Source organism: Aeoliella straminimaris (assembly GCF_024054565.1).
Lineage (GTDB): Bacteria > Planctomycetota > Planctomycetia > Pirellulales > Lacipirellulaceae > Aeoliella > Aeoliella straminimaris.
On the sequence record NZ_JAMXLR010000037.1, the window covers coordinates 1 to 18914 of the forward strand.

Here is an 18914-nt window from a genome sequence, read left to right on the forward strand (position 1 = left end):
CCGCTGCGCCGTAGCAAAGCTTGTATCTGCGGGCGGTGATTTCGACCTCAGCAGATAATTTCCGCGCACAGGACACGCCCTCATGGGTCGATTGAGTAGAGCCAGTCTGACGCCCAGTTGCCCACTTCGCGGGCGCCGTCAATTTGATACCGTCGCGGAAGAGGTCTTCCTCACCACCCTCAGTTTGGGCGGAGCCTTCGGAACAGCAACTGGTCCAGGCTGCCATCGGGTCGTGGTCCGACGTTGAGCATCATGTTGCCGTTTTTGCTAACGATGTCGCAGAGGTTTTCGATGATTTGGCCGCCGGTGAGTTGCACTGGATCGTCGCCGGTTTGCGAGACGTGGTCTGGTCCACCGCCGCCCGCGTCTCCGGCACCGTCGAATACATCTCTTACGCCGTGGATACCCGGCAGGTAGAACCAGCCCTTGTTGACCGTGGTGTCGACCTGCCACGGCCGGGGCGACAGGTTGTTAATGCCTCCAACACTCTCACTGTGCTTCTGTTGGGGCGTCCTTGCCAAATTGATCCCAGAACATCTGATGAAATGTGTTCTGGCCCGTCAGGTCGGCGTTTTCATTGACCATGTTGGGGAGTGCTCCATCGAACCACTGATCGTAGGCGGTGTTCATCTGCTGCGCGATCTCAGGGTGGTCGGCGACGACATTCTTCTTCTGCGAAGGATCCTGTTGCATATCGTATAGGGTGTCTCGACCGACGAGTCTAAATCGTTGATTCCGAACCGCGAAGCCATTACTTCTGGATTGTTCTGCTCGGCCCCTCGCCCAACGGCCTTTGTGGAAGAAACGCAAACGATCCTCCCAGGAGGTTTCCGGATCTTTGAGCAGCGGCACCAAACTTACGCCGTGCAATTGATCCTGCTGCTTTGGCTGCCCACCCACGATGGCGGCGAAGGTTGGCAACAGATCGTAGTGATTGGCGATGCGATCTACGTCCGTACCCGGTTCAAGGACTCCAGGCCACCGCCAGAAGCAGGATACGCGGGTGCCCCACTCGTCGACGCTCCCCTTTCGCCCCTTGTGATCGCCATTGTAAGCAGTCGCGGCAGGACCATTGTCCGTCATGAAGATGAGCAACGTATCGTCTTCGATTCCCCATTCGGCGAGCTTCGTCATAAGACGGCCCATATTGTCATCGATGTTCTCGATCATTCCGTAAAAGCCGGCCGTATCTCGGTTGAAACCTGCATCGAGGAACTTCTTCTTTTTGGCTTCGGGGGCAACGTAGGGGGCATGCGGTGCATTGGTGCTGATGTACGCGAAGAAAGGCTGCTTGCCTTTCTTCGACTCGATCCACTCCATCGCCTGATTAAAGAAGATATCGGTGCAGAACCCCTCGGTTTTCACGAACCTATTGTTGTGAAGAATGTAGGGATCGAAGTACTTGTTGCCCGGAGCGTCGCCGCAGCTTCCTTCGTACGACTGTCCAATCCCTCCCGCACCATGGATGAATACCTCGTCGAACCCTCGCTTGTCCGGGCGGTAGCGATCCTCGTCGCCCAGGTGCCACTTACCGGAGATGGCCGTGGCGTAGCCGGCGTCGCGTAGCATTTCAGGCAAAGTGGGCACGCCGAGTTTCATGCGTTCCCGCTCCTTGATGGTGTGGGTTACCCCCACATAGAACGGCGCCCGCCCCGACATGATCGCGGACCTGGTTGGAGCGCAGGTTGGGCTCACTTGGAAGCGAGTGAAGCGGAGACTCTGAGTGCTCAACTCGTCCAGGTTCGGAGTGGACAGGTGAGGATTGCCATGGCAGGAAAGGTCGTAGTAACCCTGGTCGTCGGTGATGACGAGTATGATGTTCGGCCGCTTTCCGAAGGCTGACTCTGCCGCGGGGCTTTGTGACCAACTAGCAAAGCAACTCGAGAAGGCCAGTAATACTGGGAGGTGTCTAGTGCTCATGGTTCGCATAGGAGTTCCTGGAAGAAGGCTACTCGGTCCAAGAGATGGCAGATCACTTCACTCCAGGATCACGTCGCGATCTGGACTGACGATCCTTCACCGCTCCCCGACTCGCGGACTCCGTCTCTACTGATTTTCGTTTCGCGGTACACAAGCAGATGAAATGAACCTCCTTGGACAGTATAGTGCTGTGTATTACACAAACAACTCTTGGCTCCTTTGGTTCTGGTCACACGTCCTCTCGTTGCACTTCTGCGAGGCGGTGTTCAATGCATCTTCGGAGCCAGCGGCGCACACGTGACACGGCCAGATAAACTGCGTTGGTGGAGCGATTCAGCAATGTTGCCACTTCTTTTATCGTAAAGTCACTGTTGTAGCACAGTGTCAGTAGATGTCGGTTCCCTTCGCTGAGCTTGGAAATACACTGTGGCATAATCTCAAGCCGAATGTCACACACTGCCGGGAAGGGAGCCATATCAACGGCAAGCGACTCCAATAATTCCGGCTTAAGCTGAAGCCCATCTCGTGACTTGTTGGACAAATGATTTAGGATGGCGTACCGGGCAGTCGTGAATGCCCAAGCATTGAAATCGGTTCCCAGCTCAAATCGATCGAATCGCTCCCACAAGCTTGCTCTCACCTGCTGCAGCACGTCCTCGGCATCACTCCAGTTGGCTAACGAAGCGTGAACATACGCAGCCAGCTGACGGTCGCTCTTCCGAAGCAGCCCTACGAAGATGGCAGCTCTGTCCTTAGGCGTGCTGACACTCGGTAGCCTCTTGACGTGAAGCTGCGACAACTCCAAGCTTGCAATACTCATCTACACATCTCTCTGCAATCACACCTCTTCGTTACCCCTCACGCAAACGCATTGGCGATGCGAGGGTAATCATCCGCCGAAGAATGGATTGACTCTAGTTGCCTGAGAGAGATGGCAACACTTCTTGGCGGTGATGCTGGGCGAGTGCCGTACGGATGGCCCGTGTCGCTTTGTCGCCCAGCATCTTGTAGGCAGGACGATTCCAGTGGTACATGTCGCCCCGAGCGAGGTGGAGCTTGTCCGCAAGCAATCCATAGAAATCATTGATTGGGACGCCCATTGCCACCATTACTTCTGCAGCCAGGCGGTTGTGCTGGACGATTCTGGGAGTGGCCACTGGATCCAGCTCGAGGGGCTTGCCCTTAACGGTAATTGGGGTGCTACTGGCCCAGATCAGTTTTGCTTTAGGCTGTTTCTCTCGAATCACTTCGACCAAGCTGCGCGTCAGAGGTTTGAAGTCGACCGGCTCGATACGTCCCTCCTGCCAGCCATGCAGTCCAACATTGAAATGCACTACTTCGTATTCTCTGCCACTCAATACATCCTTTAGGAGTCCATTCAGCTTCTCTGACTGGAAATGGGGGTTTACCCAAGCGTCGACTATCGCTTCCTCAGAAAGCTCTGAAGCTACTTGATGACGGTATCCATTCATGATCGAATCGCCGATCAGAAGCACTCGAGGAAGGTCTGTATCGTTCGGTTTGCCAAGCTTAAGCCCCCACGGCGAGCTGACGGAGTGGTGGCGTTTGTCCTTCTCCACTGTCTGGGACGTACTACCCGGCTCCCTAGATTCTTGGTCGACGTCGAGCTCTGGTAGCTGTAGCAGGTATTTTGACACGCAACGCCCGAGCAATGCGTTGCCCTCTTCGGTGTAGTGCACGTCGTTTGGCAGTCGAAGCGAATCGACCTGCGGAGCCATAGCCGTGTATAAATCGTCGATTTTCACGTCATGCTTCGCCATAATCCTGGCTGCGGCGGCGTTTAGCGAAACAATGGAGCCGTTCTTCATCCCGTTCGCTGGGTCATCAGGGATCGGTGTTGTGGTGGCCCATACTAACAACGCCTCGGTTTCCTTCAAGCGGCTAACCAACTGATCCAACTGCTGCGAATACTCGTCGACAGGCGTGTTCCGATTGTGGATGCCGAAGTTGAAGTGAATCACGTCCCATTGACCATCGCCTAACCATACATCCAGCTTCGCCAGTCCGGTGCTAACGGGACCGCAATTGGCGGGCGCGCGGTGCACGTTGGCACGCCCTGCTAGCTTCTCACGCACGGTCAGCGTGTAGGCTCTCGAGATCGAGTCGCCTATGAGAAGAATTCGGGGAAGGGCCGGATCGTCTTCAACGAAGTCCCATGCATTCGATATGCCCGCGACCTTGTCGCTCTTGTGGCGAGGTAGATAGAAGGTGCCCAGCTCGGCTTGCAGTACCAATTCCCAAGCCTGTTGCTCGGGCGACAGACGCGCCACCCATTCTTGGTACTGACGATCGATACTGCTCTCAGTACTACTCTGTCCCGGTCCCGGCTTGGATAGCTCGGTGGGCTCCTGATTCCTATTCTGCTGGGCTTGCAATTCGCCTGCCAGGCACACGCAACATACGGCGATGCAGAAAGCTGTCCGGTTTACTATCACCTCAATTCGAGCCTTTCGTGGATCCACCAGACGCAGGACGAAGCCCATAAGAGTTGTTACTCAAGGCAGTCGCCTAGTCGGGTAGGCCTCTCCTACTTTGTACTACTGCGCCTGTTTAACGATTTATTGCCCCAGTCGCGGTCGCCGGCAGCAGAGGATGCTCACCGGCGACTGCCGCGACTGGGAGCTGCCCATACTCGTGAATCATTGGGGCCGTCGCAGACCAAATCCAACCAGCGAGACTGCCAGCACAATCGCACCGATTGCCGTAGATGGTTCAGGCACCGCCGTGACCGAGGCCAGGCTGTTCGCGGCGGTGGTTACCATTAGTAATCCGCTGCCGGTGATGCGGGCGTCTTCGAAGTCGGCGCCCGACCCAAGTGCACCCCAAGTGCCCGTGGCTTGGGCCACACCGTCGAACAGCAGTTGATCGACAGTGTCGGTGCCACCGAATGAGAGGTCGAGAATCGCATCGCCCAGCAGCTCGACATCGGCTCCGTCGGCCAGGGAAGCAATAGCGATGCTCAGAGTACTCCCGTCGATGATAGTATCGCCGACGTAAGTATTCGCGCCGTTCAGGATCAATTCACCCCCGCCTTGGACGGTTAGACCACCGGTCCCCGTGCCCAATAATGGGGCCTGGATCGTGGCACTCCCCACTATCTCAGCACCCCCGCCGGTCTCACCGAAGTGCATCTTCCACAAGTCATAGTCGCCGGTGTCGACGACGGTTGAATTGTCACCTGTGCCCGCAAACAGTTCGGACTCGTCAGCACCGAGGTTGTTACGCCATACGGTGTAGTCGGCAATGTTGACGGTCGTGTCACCGTTGAAATCACCTGGAGTTACGCCAGCACTCGGTGCACTGATTTGGAACACCATGCCGCCATCCATGATGTTTACTTCCACGCCGGCGCCGATTAGATTTGATAACTCATCGACCTCACCTCCATCGTCCACCTGCAAAGTTCCTCCGTCGAAGTTCATGATGCCGGTCCCTGTAAACGCAGCATCTGCAATGACTCGTTCCTCAAAATTGGAGCGAGTGCGAAGCAAGCCATTTGCGTACACATTAATTACACCCGTGGATTTTTCTTGCGGCTCAAACCGACCAAATCCAAGCGGTACCGTGCTGCCATCGTCTAAAAATAGTTCGCCATTTACAATGTCGACGATTCCGGTAGAACCGAAACCTGCTGACCAAGAGCCACCCCCCAGCTGCAACCGGAATCCGTGCGCTTGCAAGTACCCAGTCGATGTTTCGTCGCCAATTTGAATTTTCGCCTCAAATCCTGTCAGCAGAGGGTCCGTATAGGTCGTGTTACCGACGTTCACGCCGCTGGTGCATACAACCTCGGCGCCGTTGCGGATGATCACTGTTGAAAGCGCCTCGCCATAGGTATGACCCACGATGATATACTGTCCGATGGTTTGGTCGGCGTTGATATTCAGATCAAGGCTTTTACCCGCACGCAGAGTAGACGAGGTGCCGGCGTTGCCGGAACCAATAATCCAAGGTTGGTTCACTGCGTAGTTTTCCGCATTGAGATTGACGGTGGCCAAGGTGTCGTTCGCACCGCCGTTGTATACGGAGAATCTTCCTTCTGATGTCACCCCTGGTCCGATGTTGAGCGTCGAGTTTGCTCCAACCTGCATGAACGCGCCGGACCCGGTACTGTTCACATTCCAGTTGACGGTTAGATCGTCACCAATCCATACTAGACTGTCGCTGACATCCGTGAAGATGGTGCCGTTTTGAATCGTATATTCGGTCTCTCCTCCGACGTTTCCGAAACGTAGCGGCGTAACCCGCCCATCCATGTAGGCATCGGAATACCCGTACTTATTAAATACAGTAGGATCGCCGTACAGATTGGCCGAGGTAGTTCCGCCCAGATCGATTGTGGTATTCGTAACCGCCGAGTTGACGCCGATCAGCACGCTGTCAAAATCGACTGGAATAGCGCTCACCCAGTTCGAGGCGGTGTTCCAGTCGCTGTCGGTTGCGCCGGTCCATTCCGCGAACTGTGCATGGCTGTTGGCGGGAGCCCCGATCCCGGCCAGCAAAACCAGCAATGTAAGCACAGTTGTTCGGGTCTCTAAGGCTCGACAATAAATCATCTGTGATCTCCTACGGTGAGAAATTCAGAGTAGAAATTAGTTAAGCGGTGGAAAAGCAGCCACTAGGCATTTGTTACAGTTCAAAGTTGATTTCGTTTGGCTTGCCGGACTCGACATCCGCACTCAGTGTGGTCGAGTCTTTCGACGCAAACGCCTGTGGCAGATGCCACACAATCTTGGGTGGTCCTGAGCCACCCCCCATGCCATTTCGCATTTCATCTTCCAGCGAGCCCGACTGCGGCTTGTCGCCGAGGGCCTCGTACGACTCGATAGTTACCACATAGGTACCTGGCAGAACTTCTTCCATTTCGTACGACCCGTCCGAATCAATAACGCCGAGCGCCGCCCGACCTTCGGAAGGATGAAACATCACCTGACCGACGGTCACCGGATTGCCGTCTCGCGAGACTTTCCCACGGACAGACACGGCAGAACTGCCACTGCCGCAGCCTGAGGCTGCCAGGAGTGTGATCGCAACAGTAATGACGGCAATGTCTCGCAAAAACAGATGTGAGTAGCGTGAGACGTTCTGCAATCTATAATTCATTAATGATTTCGCCTCCGGCTCGGGTCGACAGTGCCTGATAGACATCCATGTCGATGTCGTCCTGCAGGAAATCGACATGCCCATCGCAATAGGCAAACTGTGCGCCTCCCGTGTGGGCGCTGCCCATTGGGGTGTCATTTGCGTTTTCGTGCCTCAGGATGGGCAATTTAGAGTTCATCGGAAGCTTTGTGTTGCGTAGACTGCGGCCGTGGAAATCGGTAAGTCCAAAGCAATCGGTCCTGTCGCTATTGCCCTGGCAATTACCTCCTAGGAACCAAAGCGAAGGTCCCCCCTCTCTAGGCTTCATGCTGCCTGGCCCCCAACCGCGCAGCACGTAGTGAATGGCTTCACCGATCGCCATCGTGTTCGAAGTCCCGTCGGTGATCTTGCTAATCCGGGTTCTCGAGTTCAGATAATAGACGCCATCGTAAAACACCTCTCCGGAGTTGCCTGGCCCCTCGGGATAACGTCCGCCGCAGATTGCGAAGTAGTCTTTTCTGGCGGGCGGGTTGACGTCATCGAAGAAGCTGGGACAGCGGAAGACGCTTAGTTCCGTGTTCTCGAGGATGTCACCCGAATTAGCCCACAAAGAGAGTGTTCCGCCCTCTTGATCGAAATCGAAGATGTCCGGGATGACACCCTGTTCCATATAGGGGAGCATTTGCACAGCGTAACTAGTACCGCGACAATCACCGGTACTAGAGCAGTGCTCAGGGAAGATGGTCTCGCTGCCCGAAGGGAAGTGCCCGCGAGCCGATTCAAAGTTGAGTGCTGCTAGCCCATTTTGCTTCAGATTGTTCTGACACTGTGATCGCCGCGCCGCTTCTCGCGCGGCCTGTACTGCTGGCAGTAGAAGAGCCACCAAAATGCCAATGATGGCAATAACGACCAGTAGCTCGACCAAGGTAAATGCAGACCGAGTAGCCCGAACCATGTAAGTATCCCTTCTAGACAGAAGAATCGTAGAGTGCACCCGGATCGACGATGAAGTACCAGATGAGACACCGAAGACACCGCCTATGTGCATTGGGATGTGGCGGCCCGATCTTTCAGAAAAAGTCAAAGTTTCTCGACGATCCACCCGCAATGCTGTGCATGCCCCTTTGCCTCATCCAAGAAACGGTGGGTTGCCGTGAACGCGCGGTTGAGGAGCCGGTAAAGCCAGAGCTGCAAAGTTGCTGCGAGCAGAATTCTTTATAGCTTTTCTTTGCTAGTACTTGCGGAAAATCCAAAAAAAGCCAGACAGATTTGCCTTTCCGCTCTCAATACAGTTAGCCGTGGTATATCCGATCGACAATCTCGTTCAGTGACAATACTGGATCGCAGGCCGACAAGTCGTCCGCGATTCGGTATAACGCAAGTCCGACTTGCGAGCGGTTCGACCAAGCGGCAGAGGTTGGCAGGAAACCTGAACGGGGCATTACCACGATTGCCTCGAACTGGCTCACAACCGTGGAGTTGACGTGGACAATCCCCCCGATACCAGCCAGTCGAGTTCGCTTGATAGCATGCAGGAACTCTCTCGGCTATGGTTGAGAGTGCAGCCATCGCTCCAAGTGTTTATCCGAGCATCAGTCCGCGATGAGCACCTTGCCGAAGATGTCTTGCAGGAGGTCGCCAGCGTCGTGGCTGCAAAGTTTGACCAATACAATCGTGACCTACCCTTCGAAGGTTGGGCGATCGGGATTTCGAAGCGGGTGATGAAGCAACACTTCCGCTCCGCAAAGCGGAATGGGGTGATCTTCGATGAAGAGGCCCTCGAGGCGCTAGGCGCGGCGTATGAGCGACGTGAGCCTCCCCGGCAAGACCGCCTGCGAGCATTGGAGCTATGTCTGGGGACACTGGATTCGCAAAAACGGGCTTTGCTTGAAATGCGCTACCAAGGTGAGGTTGAGGTTCAGGAAATAGCCACTCGACTAGGGGCAACGGCCAATGCGATCTCTTGCGCGTTGCATCGCATCCGAACAGACTTGGCAGCCTGCGTGAAACGTCGCCTGGCAATGGATAAAAGGAGTGGTTTGTAGCATGGACAGCTTTATTCATAACTTCTTCAGCGATCACGATCGACTAAACGAGGAGGACGCTCGTAAGCTGTCGAAATGGGTGGCTGCTGATGAGGCAAATGCCGACAAGCTAGTCGAGCTGCTTTGTATCGAAATCGACATTCGGCAGGTTATTCGTGTTGAACAAGCCCAGTATGCAATGGGGCTAACGGATGGGCGCGAGATCTCGAGTCCCCAGACGCCAGCTCGTACGGCGTGGTATCGACGAGGCCTGGCGGTTGCCATTGCGTGCAGCCTGCTGTTAGCGGTCGCTTATCGATGGAACGAGCCGGTGGAGCCTCAGGGAACGGGGGTAACCAATAGGGACGTTGACGCTGGAAAGGGCGAGGGGAAGCCTGTGTTTGCAGCTACCCTGAGCGAGACAAGAGATTGTGTTTGGGACACAACTACGGCGAGCTATGCCAGCGGACATCTGTTTGTGGTTGGACAAGAACTGAACTTAGTTAGCGGAGCAGTTCAGCTATGCTTCGAGACCGGGGTGCTTTCCATCGTGGAGGGACCCGCGCAATTCACCTTGCGTGAAAATGCGATGGACCTGAGCCTGGGGCGCGTCTCAGCAGTGGTGCCCAAGTCGGCGACTGGCTTCGCAGTCGTTACGCCCACTTCTGAGGTCATCGACCTTGGGACCGAATTTGGAGTGAGTGTCGAGAAGTCGGGTGCCAGCCAGGTGCACGTATTTTCGGGTGAAGTTGTCGCTCGTTCGCGAAACATCGCTGGCGAAATTGTTGGTGAGTCCCTGTTCGTCACCACCAACAACGCGATCAGCTTCGGCCCCGACTCCGAGCAATATCATCGGCTAGTCAGCGATGAGGCCGCGTTCGCAAAGATGCTGAACGTTGAGGATGATACTTACTCTGACATCCAGCCGCCAGTGAATCGGCCGCTTCTGTTGTGGCTGACCTGTGGGCACTGGGTGATCGACGATCAACAGTGTGTGAGCGTCTGGCGGGATGCGGTGTGCGAAGAGAATACGATTCCGGACAACGCGCTGCAGGCGTCTCCCGAGGCTCGTCCGCGGGTGGTCGGAGATGGCTTTAATGGACACGCCGTGCTGCACTTCGATGGACAAGACGACTTCTTGGTCACGACACCATTCCATTCGGGGAACAGCCAGACCGTGGCTTTCGTCGCGTCTGTGGGATGTGTCTCACCAGTGAAGCCTGACGACCCACGCTACGCCCCGCAGATCATAAGCTACAACGGCCCACCCCAAATCAACGCAGCCTGGTTCTCCGCTCCGAATATGTTAGAGATTAATGCGACGGCCCGCTCTGCAGATCGCATTGCGGTCAACGCATACGCGTATGTAGGCCATCGGGGAGGCGGCAGGCCCCCCGGAACGCCGATATTTGTCGGGGAGGTAGACACCGGGTTCGTCGGCGCAGCAGGAAGCAAACATCTCTATGCTGGACGCGTTGAAACTGATCTCCGTGCAAGTCGTGCGGAGATCACAGAACTCCCCTCGGTGGGCGAGCCATTTGTCGCGGTTTACGTATATGACTACGACACGCATCATGCTGAGCTTTGGATCAACAATCAAACCGTGGGGTTCACAAGCGCGCCTGCTCCTATCGAGCTCACCTCAAGAAAAGTCATCGGCAGACACGGCATAACCTCAAGGCAGTTCTGCGGCGACATTGCTGAGGTGATGATCTACGACGCAGCACTCGACAACTCCGAGGTCGCCACGCTCAGCGAGTCGCTTGCTGAAAAGTACGGCATCGCTTTGCCTTTCGAAGCTGAGGCTGAAGCTAATCCAGGCGATCTCTAGGGAGTCCAACCTCCCAATCCCTACCACAATTAGCTGGTTTTCTCAGAGCTTGAATCATCACGCGCTCGCAAGGGTTGTGAGGTCTATGGAATGTGAAGAGGAACTCGATGTCTCAATTTTTGAATCTACTCAAGCTGACCTGTGTATCGACTCTGGTACTTTTGCATCACTCGGATCTTGCTTGCGGTCAATTCGGGTTCCATCCAGCACCAAACCCGGACCCCGCACTACCGCGAGTGCTCTTGATAGGTGATTCAGTCATGGCCGGCTACGTCGGTGGCGTACGCAACCAGCTTGCGGGCGAGGCAAATGTCGACGACTTCGGCACTCCAAACTTCCTTTCCAACACACTCGCTGATCAGGTGAAAGACATCGTCGATACTTACGGTCCCTACGATGTGATTCATTTTAATGACGCCGGTCTGCATGGATTCCAGCCAGGCCGTCCACAGGCGACTGCGCTTGAGCATCAAACTGATATGCAAGAGTATGTTGATGTCTTGAAGACGGCATCCAATCGATTGATCTGGGCAACTACCACCAATGTGACTGTCGACGGCGATACTCAGCAACTCGACCCGGTCAACAACCCAACAATCATCTGGTTCAACGAGAACGCCGAGATTGTGATGGATGCAAACCATATTCCCACCGTCGATTTGTACGGACTAACTGTCAATCGCCTCGAATTGAAAACGGACCAGTTTCATTGGACCTTTGGTGGCTACCAGTTGATGGCGTCTGCCGTGGCACCCGCTATCTCCGAGGCCCTCACAATTCCTGAACCGCCAACCGCTGCACTGGCCTTCTGCCTGACGGCAACTGCTGGCTTCCTCGTGTGGAGACACGTGCGCCGAGCGACGGTTGTGGCGCTGCCCGAGGAGGCAAGATGAAGCCCAGGCGGCTTTCGCTCGAGAAACTGGAGGTCCGTAATCTGCTAGCGACCTATTACGTTGATGGGGACAGTGGAAGCGATACCCAGAGGGTAGGTTCGTTCGAACAGCCATTTGCCACGATCAATCGTGCGGCGCTGTTCGCCTCTCCTGGCGACACAGTGTACATTCGCGAGGGTGTCTATCGCGAGCAGGTGGAGGTTCTTCGATCGGGAACCGAAGCCGAGCCGATTGTATTCGAGGCGTACAACGGAGAGGAAGTGCTAGTAAGCACCACCGAGCCGCTTGTCGGCTGGACGCAGCACAGTGGCAACATCTACAAGACGAGCTTCAGCTCGTCGGTCCGCGGGCGTAACAGCATGAGCTTGTTCGTCGAAGGCCAATTAATGCATGAAGCGCATTGGTCCGATCAGGGTCCCAGCGTCAATCTGTTGGATAAGAACGAATGGGCCACCATCAGCAGCGCCACCACCACGACCATCCGGGACAGCTCGCTTGCGGGTCTACCGAATGACTACTGGAACGGCGGATTTGTCTACGCTCAGACTGCCTACTGGTCCCTTGAGACTCGGAGAATCCTTGATTTCGACGGCGCGACGGGCACCTTCACCGTGGACTCGCCATTTTTCTACAACCCGAACCAGGGCACCAAGTACCTTATTTTCGATCATCTGGCCGCGCTCGACGCCCCGGGAGAATGGTACTTCGATCAGGCGGCCAACACGCTCTACTTCTGGGCACCTGGCGGCGGGGATCCCGACAACTACGACGTAGAGGTCAAAATACGCAAGGAAGGTTTTGATCTAAATGGCCACGACCACATTCAGATCAAAGGCATCAACTTCCTGGGTGGCGACCTGGCCATGAACGGGTCCAGCCACATCCTGCTCGAAGGGGCACATGTCGTGGCTCCCGACCGCGGCTTTGGTCCTGAAGGTACTGCTGGAGACAGGGCCCTCGACCTCTCGGGCGACTACAACATCATCCGCGACAGCGAGTTCGAGCAAATCTGGTTGTACACTTTCAATGTCATTGGGAAAGGAAACCAGATTGTCAACAACTACATCCACCATACCGGCTATGCCAACACGAACTACGGAGCGGTTCGACTAGACATTGCCGCGGAAGACACGCTGATCAGCCACAACACCATTACCGAAGTTGGTCGTGGCGCAATTGGTGGGTTTGGAGGCGTTCGATCTTTAATCCAGTACAACGACATCTCCGAAGTAGGCCGTATCTCCGACGACCTCGCAGCGATCTACTTTGCCAACAGTTCGTTGGGCAATGCAATCATCCATCACAACGTGATTCACGACATCTCAAATACTGGGGCGTGGACCATCTACTTCGACCACTACTCCTCCGATGTGGCAGTCCATCACAACATAACGTACAACACCAGTCGAGGTGGCAATATCTACATTCCGCCGAGCCATGTCCTGTGGTTCAACAACACTCACTTTAACAACGGCAACATTACTTCCTACCTATGGCCCGCGACCATCGATGCCGCGCCAGGCACCCGCTTCTACAACAACATCATCTCATCTTTTGCCACGCCGTTCTCGTCGATCTCCGACCCCGTTGATATCAGTAACAACTATTTCACGAGTAGCGCGTCGAACTTCGTCAACGCTGCCGCTGGTGATTTTCGGCTGGTCGGCAGCTCCGGCGCCATAGATCTTGGCCGGGAAATACCGGGAGTTACGGATGGCTTTAGCGGCGTTGCGCCCGACGCGGGAGCACTCGAGTTGGGCCAGCCAATGTGGGAATACGGCCATAACTTCGCCGATCCACCGACGCCACCGTACGACTGGCAACCCGTCGCTTACAGCAATAGAGTGCTTAATTCCGGTTTCGAGGCAGACCTCAGCGGATGGACCGTCACTGCAGGCGATCCGGAGACCTATCTGGGCAACGCATGGTACTATCATCGCGATGGTCTTGCCTTGTTCGGCAACTATTCGCTCGAACTCCAGCCTGGCGATAGAGTTGAGCAAACCATCGACGGATTAGTGCCGAACACCACGTACAAGGTGTCGGCACAGACCCGATTCGCGCGCGACTTGCAACTGGAGGAGTACGACGCTGCGTTTGGTAGCTTCACCACAGGCACTCATCGCACAGAGACTTACATTGGCGATATAGACTACGGTGAATGGCTTCGATTCGACGACGTCGACTTTGGCGACAATGTTCCGCTCTACGACACCATCGAACTTGGCGCCAACAACAACAGCAGCCTGTTAGTCGCGTTCTGGCTGGACGCGCCAAATTCCGGCCAGCTGATCGGCACCGTCAACGTACCTGCGCACGATTTTCTATGGTACATGTCCCGCGACGATATTACGTCGGTCACAGGCGTCCACGATCTCTATGTCCAGTTTCTGGGTAGCGGTGGTGCAAGTGGCAAGTTCGACCGACTGAGGCTACTCAACAGCGGCATCCAAGATAGCATTACACTTGGGGTCAGCGACTACAATGCTACCGGCAGTACAACCTCCATTAAGATTGGGGGCGTCGATTGGAAAACGCCCTCGGATAGTTTTTCCTTTGTTACCGGTCCGAACTCATCTAGCGCCACAATATACATCGAGAACAGCGGAGCCAGCTTTGCTGGTTATGTGGACTTCGTGGCGCTCACAGGCGACAATTATCAACAGGCTCAACCGGTTGGCTTAGAACTCATCGTCGACCCGACGAACGGGGCAGCTGTGCTGCTGAACAGTGCAGACGAGCCGATCTCGTTCAACGGTTACGTCATCTCCGATACGGCTGCGTCGCTGCTTCCCACAGCTTGGATCAGTCTCACCGATCAGAAATACAATGGCCAAGTTTGGCACGAGTCCGACGTCACGGGGCACCGACTTGGCGAGTCGACTGACGGCAACCAAGTGACACTCGCCGCTGGGCAGCTGATCTACCTCGGAGAGGTTTCCAATGCGCTGGAATCGGCCGAGTTGCGATTCGAGTATCAAACGCCCGATGGGACCGCGCCGACCGCTGGCGTCGTCCGATTCCAGGACTCAGGGATACCCGCACTCCCGGGCGACTACAACCGTGACTCGACGGTGGGCTTGGCGGACTATACCATTTGGCGGAATGCTCTCGGATCCACTACTGCCTCCTTCTCACTTGCGGATGGAAATGGAGACGGTGTAACGGACGCATCCGACTATCAGGTCTGGAAACGTCAGTTTGGCAAGAGCCTGTCCACAGCATTTCTCGATACTGCGTACGCGACGCCCTTGCACACGGCACCAGTAGTCAACAGAGTTGTGGAAGATGTCTCGCCGAAAACTCACATCTTGGATGGCGTGTTTGGTGCAGTTGGCCTGGACTCCGTATACTCTGCAAAAACGGCGGCCATAAGGCGAACTTCGAACCTGGTGGCGACGAAACAGATAACTCTCGCCAAGCTCGAGACGCTCCAAACCGCTGGCTACTCACAGTCCACTAGCGATAGCGAATATACACGCACTCCCGCAAGTCCTCCCGATCGAGACACTGTCGAACTCAGTTCACATACTTCGACGGCTCCCCGTGGGGCTTGGGAGGACTCCGTCGACTCGCTCTTCTCCCTCGGTGTATTGGCCCCTGAAGTCTTGAGAGAGCTGCAATGATCCGATACCACTGCAGCCACCTCCATATTCTCGTGGTTTACGTCCTGGGCTTCGCATTCTCCATGTCTAACTTGGCGAAGGCCGACGAGCCGACTCGCGAACTACTCTGGCCTGCAGGCGCGCCGGGTGCCAAAGGGGATACTCCCAGCGACAAACCAACTCTGACTTTCTATTTGCCTCCACCTGAAGAGGCCACCGGCACCGCGATCGTTGTTTGTCCCGGCGGAGGGTACAAGTACCTGGCAATTGATAGCACCGGTCACGACATCGGAGAATGGTTACGCAGCTTCGGCGTGGCAGGCATTGTGCTCGAATACAGGATGAGTGGTACGGGCTACATGCACCCCGCGCCACTTCAAGACGCTCAACGCGCGATACGCACGGTGCGTTCTCGTGCAACGGAGTTGGAGATCGCCCCAGACCGGATTGGTATCATCGGCTTTTCGGCCGGCGGGCACTTAGCTGCCACGGCGGGCACTCACTTCGATAGCGGAATAGCTAACTCGGACGATCCGATCGAACGGATGAGTTCTCGACCCGACTTCATGGCCCTGTGCTATCCTGTCATCGCCTTCGGCGAACCATTTACACACCGGGGTTCGCAGTGGAACCTCATCGGAAAGGAGGCACCGTCAGAGCTTGTCCGAAGCCTTTCTGCGGAGAAGCAGGTAAAGCCTGACACCCCTCCGACTTTTCTGTTCCACACCGACGAAGACCGAGGTGTGCCGGCGGAGAACAGTGTGGCGTTCTATCGGGCGCTACGCAGAGCAAAAGTGCCAACCGAACTACACATCTATCAGAAGGGAGGCCACGGGGTTGGACTGGCACATGGCGTCCCGGGCACATCCGCATGGCCTGAAGCCTTGAAAAACTGGCTGAAAGTGCAAGGCTTTCTGAAAGAGTGACACCTCTTGGGCAACTGAAGTGCCGCCCCGCATGAGGACAAGTTGAAAGTGATCTGGTCGAACTTCTATCGATTTAGGGCCCCGACGACCACACCTAGCAAAGCGGCCAAAGTCTTCTGCGCAGAAGCCTAAATCTAATTGCAATACATCTATTGCTTGGCTTTATTCGCTGGGAAATCTACTTTGGCCGCCCGCAAATCGAATCCGTCTCCGGCGTAGCGGTGGTTTTCGTCGACCGCAGCTTGGCAACACGATGAGTGTAGTTAGTTCGACAACGCTCAGCAGAGTCAGGCGGCCAGCGGCTGTGCCCCGAGTCGATCCATCGTCTGCCGAATCACCCAACGCCTAACCTGCACAGGTCCGACACGCTGAGGCCGGTTTCGCTTGGATCGACCCTGCCATCGGTTGCATTATCCGAGGCGGTTTGGAACTTTGGCGAACTGCTGGTGGTGTCTCGCGGCGGAAGACTTCTCAGCAAATTCGGGGAAGCGAAAAGCGTTGTCAAAATGATCGCAACCGGCAACTTTCGGAGACCTCGGAGCGGCTGTGTTCTTGACCAAGGACGAACCCCTATATGGCCTCGGATGTCAAGAGAGAGCAGTCTCCTTGTCCCGAATTTTCGCTGGCTTTTTTGACTCGCCTCGGTGAATCATGAGCGACTCGGAATCCACAGAGGCGAGCCAACGCCCGGCGGGAACGGGGCTGGCGAGAAGACTCTGGATCGAAGTCGCTTGCGTATTGCGCGTGTGCTTCCAAGTGTGGCTTAATCGCGCCGGGCGAAGACCGGCGGATGCACCATACCCCTATCAGACGGTCGGCCCCGGACAACGTGAAGTTGGCCGAGACTGTGACGCGAACGGCGCAGTGCTGTTTTTCGCGACTGTTCACAGTCGATCGTGCGTCACGCCGTAGAAGCTCATCGTTTCCCTGGTCGCCGTCCATTCATACCGGAAGTTCATCCCACGAGTCCTCACCGTCGTGAGCGCGGGAGTCTCAGTTCGTCACGGGCTCGGTCCAGGGACAATCACGCCGTTTCCAATCCCTCGTCTCCTTTCGCATCGAAGTCAGTGCGGGCGCCGACGGCGGTCCAATCCGACCGGGCAGGTTCTGAGTAGGGCGTTTCTTGAGCAACGCCCATCGCCAGACCTGAGTTCGTCCTTCGGGCTCCACCGCCGGCCCCGCGTCAGCTGGCAAAGAACGCTACCGCATCAAAGGGTTCCTTTCGCTTGAGTATGTAAAACACCGCCCGGGCGATCTTACGCGAGAGCATCGTCATGGCCCGCGACTTGCCGTGCTTCTTCTCCTTACGCTTGAGAAACGCTTTGGCCTCATCGCAGTAACGGAGCATCCAAAGCACGGCCTCGGAGAAGGCCCACTTCAGATGAGAGTTGCCGATCTTGGCGCCGCCCTGCCCGGTGACCTTGCCGGCGCTGGTTTGCTTCGGCGTCACCAGCCTGGCGTACGACAGAAAGTCTCCGACGCTAGGAAATCGGTCGATCGTGTGGATCTCGTACAGCAGCACCAGGGAGAGAATCTTGCCGATGCCAGGAATCGTTCGCAGTAACGAGCACGACTGGGGGTCGTGGCGAATGGCCTGGCGCAGCAAGTTGGCCTCCAGTTGCTTCAGTAGTCGATCGTAATGACCGACCATCAGCAGGTCGGCCTCCACGGTCATACGCGCGCTGTCTTCTTCAAAACGATCGAGCACGTCGCGGTTTCCTGGATACTTCAACGTCTTCTCGAACGCTTCATAGTTGTACTGCTGGTTGACCAACTGCACATGTTGCAAGAGTTCGCTACGGCGTCGCACAAGAAACATCCTGCGTCGGACCAAGTCGCGGGCGGCTCGCATCTCACGGGGATAGACGTAGCTCAAGGGAAACGTTCCGCCGCGGATGAGGCGAGCGATCTTCTCGCTGTCGAGCTTGTCGTCCTTCTTCTTGCCTCCATGGATGGCGCGCATGTACAGCGCGTGGCCGAGGAGGAACTCGATTCCCTCGTCCTGGCAGAGATCGGCCAGCCAGTACCACGTGAACATACACTCGACGCCAACGACCAGATCGTCGCGAAAGTCCTTGACGGCGCTCAGGAAGTCAAGCGGCTTAGCTCGCACATTTCGGTGCAGCCGCTTGTTCCCATCTTGGTCGAGGATGCACAGATACATCCGCTTGGTATGCAGATCCACGCCACAATAGAATTGGTGTTGCCGATCGTAGAATCTCATCGGGCTTCTCCTCGTGCTAAAAGGTCCAATGAACATACGGAACACAGAGAAAGGCTAGCGGGGTGCAGGGGGCGGCAATGAGCCCCCGCTCGCCGACACGATGTCGGCGAAATCTCGCTAGGATGGCCCTGGGTTCGGGGCCGCAACTACGCCGTGCGACCCTCATCCTTTTTAGGGGCAAAGCAGCCTCTCACGCGAGGCCATGATGAGTATCCGTCCTGAGTCAGTTAGCAAGTGCAGCGGTGTCGCATCTAGGCGGACACCGCTTGCAGTTTCATGCCGCTGGAATGCGCGGCGGTTGCATCGGCCGCCAGCTCCAAGCAGATCTCCTAGGGCGCAGCGGTCTCTTTTTTCGGGAGAGACCGCCGCAGATAGCCTTGAGCCCCTC

The 18914-nt window shown here is 56.0% G+C and carries 13 protein-coding genes; 5 read left to right on the top strand and 8 right to left on the bottom strand.

Annotated elements, in window-relative coordinates:
• Positions 1–179: 179 nt before the first annotated feature.
• From NG895_RS12060 to NG895_RS12090, 7 genes are all read right to left on the bottom strand, one after another.
• Entirely contained in the window at positions 180–521 is a 342-nt protein-coding gene (locus NG895_RS12060; RefSeq protein ID WP_252852758.1) for an alpha-L-fucosidase, read from the bottom strand.
• Positions 490–1920: an arylsulfatase gene (locus tag NG895_RS12065; protein WP_252852759.1), complete on the bottom strand. Its 1431-nt coding sequence runs from the start codon at positions 1918–1920 to the stop codon at positions 490–492. Before NG895_RS12065 ends, NG895_RS12060 begins: the two co-directional genes overlap by 32 nt.
• 229 nt (positions 1921–2149) lie before the next feature.
• Positions 2150–2740: a sigma-70 family RNA polymerase sigma factor gene (locus NG895_RS12070; RefSeq protein WP_252852760.1), complete on the bottom strand. Its 591-nt coding sequence runs from the start codon at positions 2738–2740 to the stop codon at positions 2150–2152.
• Between the two features lie 94 nt (positions 2741–2834).
• On the bottom strand, positions 2835–4424 hold the full coding sequence (locus NG895_RS12075; RefSeq protein WP_252852761.1) for an SGNH/GDSL hydrolase family protein: 1590 nt from the start codon (positions 4422–4424) through the stop codon (positions 2835–2837).
• Between the two features lie 156 nt (positions 4425–4580).
• Positions 4581–6461, bottom strand: coding sequence for a hypothetical protein (locus NG895_RS12080; protein WP_252852762.1), 1881 nt, complete (start codon positions 6459–6461; stop codon positions 4581–4583).
• A gap of 109 nt (positions 6462–6570) precedes the next feature.
• Positions 6571–7044 (bottom strand): carboxypeptidase-like regulatory domain-containing protein, encoded by a 474-nt coding sequence (locus NG895_RS12085; protein WP_252852763.1) that lies wholly within the window; start codon positions 7042–7044, stop codon positions 6571–6573.
• A complete protein-coding gene (locus NG895_RS12090; RefSeq protein WP_252852764.1) occupies positions 7034–7948 on the bottom strand; it encodes a DUF1559 domain-containing protein in 915 nt (304 codons plus the stop codon). Before NG895_RS12090 ends, NG895_RS12085 begins: the two co-directional genes overlap by 11 nt.
• A gap of 604 nt (positions 7949–8552) precedes the next feature.
• Here NG895_RS12090 and NG895_RS12095 point away from each other — a divergent pair.
• From NG895_RS12095 to NG895_RS12115, 5 genes are all read left to right on the top strand, one after another.
• Entirely contained in the window at positions 8553–9068 is a 516-nt protein-coding gene (locus NG895_RS12095; protein WP_261360807.1) for a sigma-70 family RNA polymerase sigma factor, read from the top strand.
• Between the two features lie 79 nt (positions 9069–9147).
• The gene (locus NG895_RS12100; RefSeq protein WP_252852766.1) at positions 9148–10878 is read left to right on the top strand and encodes a FecR domain-containing protein; all 1731 of its coding nucleotides are present in this window, start codon (positions 9148–9150) and stop codon (positions 10876–10878) included.
• Positions 10879–11138: 260 nt separating this feature from the next.
• The gene (locus NG895_RS12105; protein WP_252852767.1) at positions 11139–11771 is read left to right on the top strand and encodes a hypothetical protein; all 633 of its coding nucleotides are present in this window, start codon (positions 11139–11141) and stop codon (positions 11769–11771) included.
• The gene (locus NG895_RS12110; protein ID WP_252852768.1) at positions 11768–15397 is read left to right on the top strand and encodes a carbohydrate-binding protein; all 3630 of its coding nucleotides are present in this window, start codon (positions 11768–11770) and stop codon (positions 15395–15397) included. The genes NG895_RS12105 and NG895_RS12110 overlap by 4 nt, the downstream gene beginning before the upstream one ends.
• Positions 15394–16302 carry an alpha/beta hydrolase gene (locus tag NG895_RS12115; RefSeq protein WP_252852769.1) on the top strand — a complete coding sequence of 303 codons (909 nt, stop codon included), beginning with the start codon at positions 15394–15396 and terminating at the stop codon, positions 16300–16302. Before NG895_RS12110 ends, NG895_RS12115 begins: the two co-directional genes overlap by 4 nt.
• Positions 16303–17485: 1183 nt before the next feature.
• Here NG895_RS12115 and NG895_RS12120 read toward each other — a convergent pair.
• Positions 17486–18526, bottom strand: coding sequence for an IS110 family RNA-guided transposase (locus NG895_RS12120; RefSeq protein WP_252852770.1), 1041 nt, complete (start codon positions 18524–18526; stop codon positions 17486–17488).
• Positions 18527–18914: the final 388 nt, after the last annotated feature.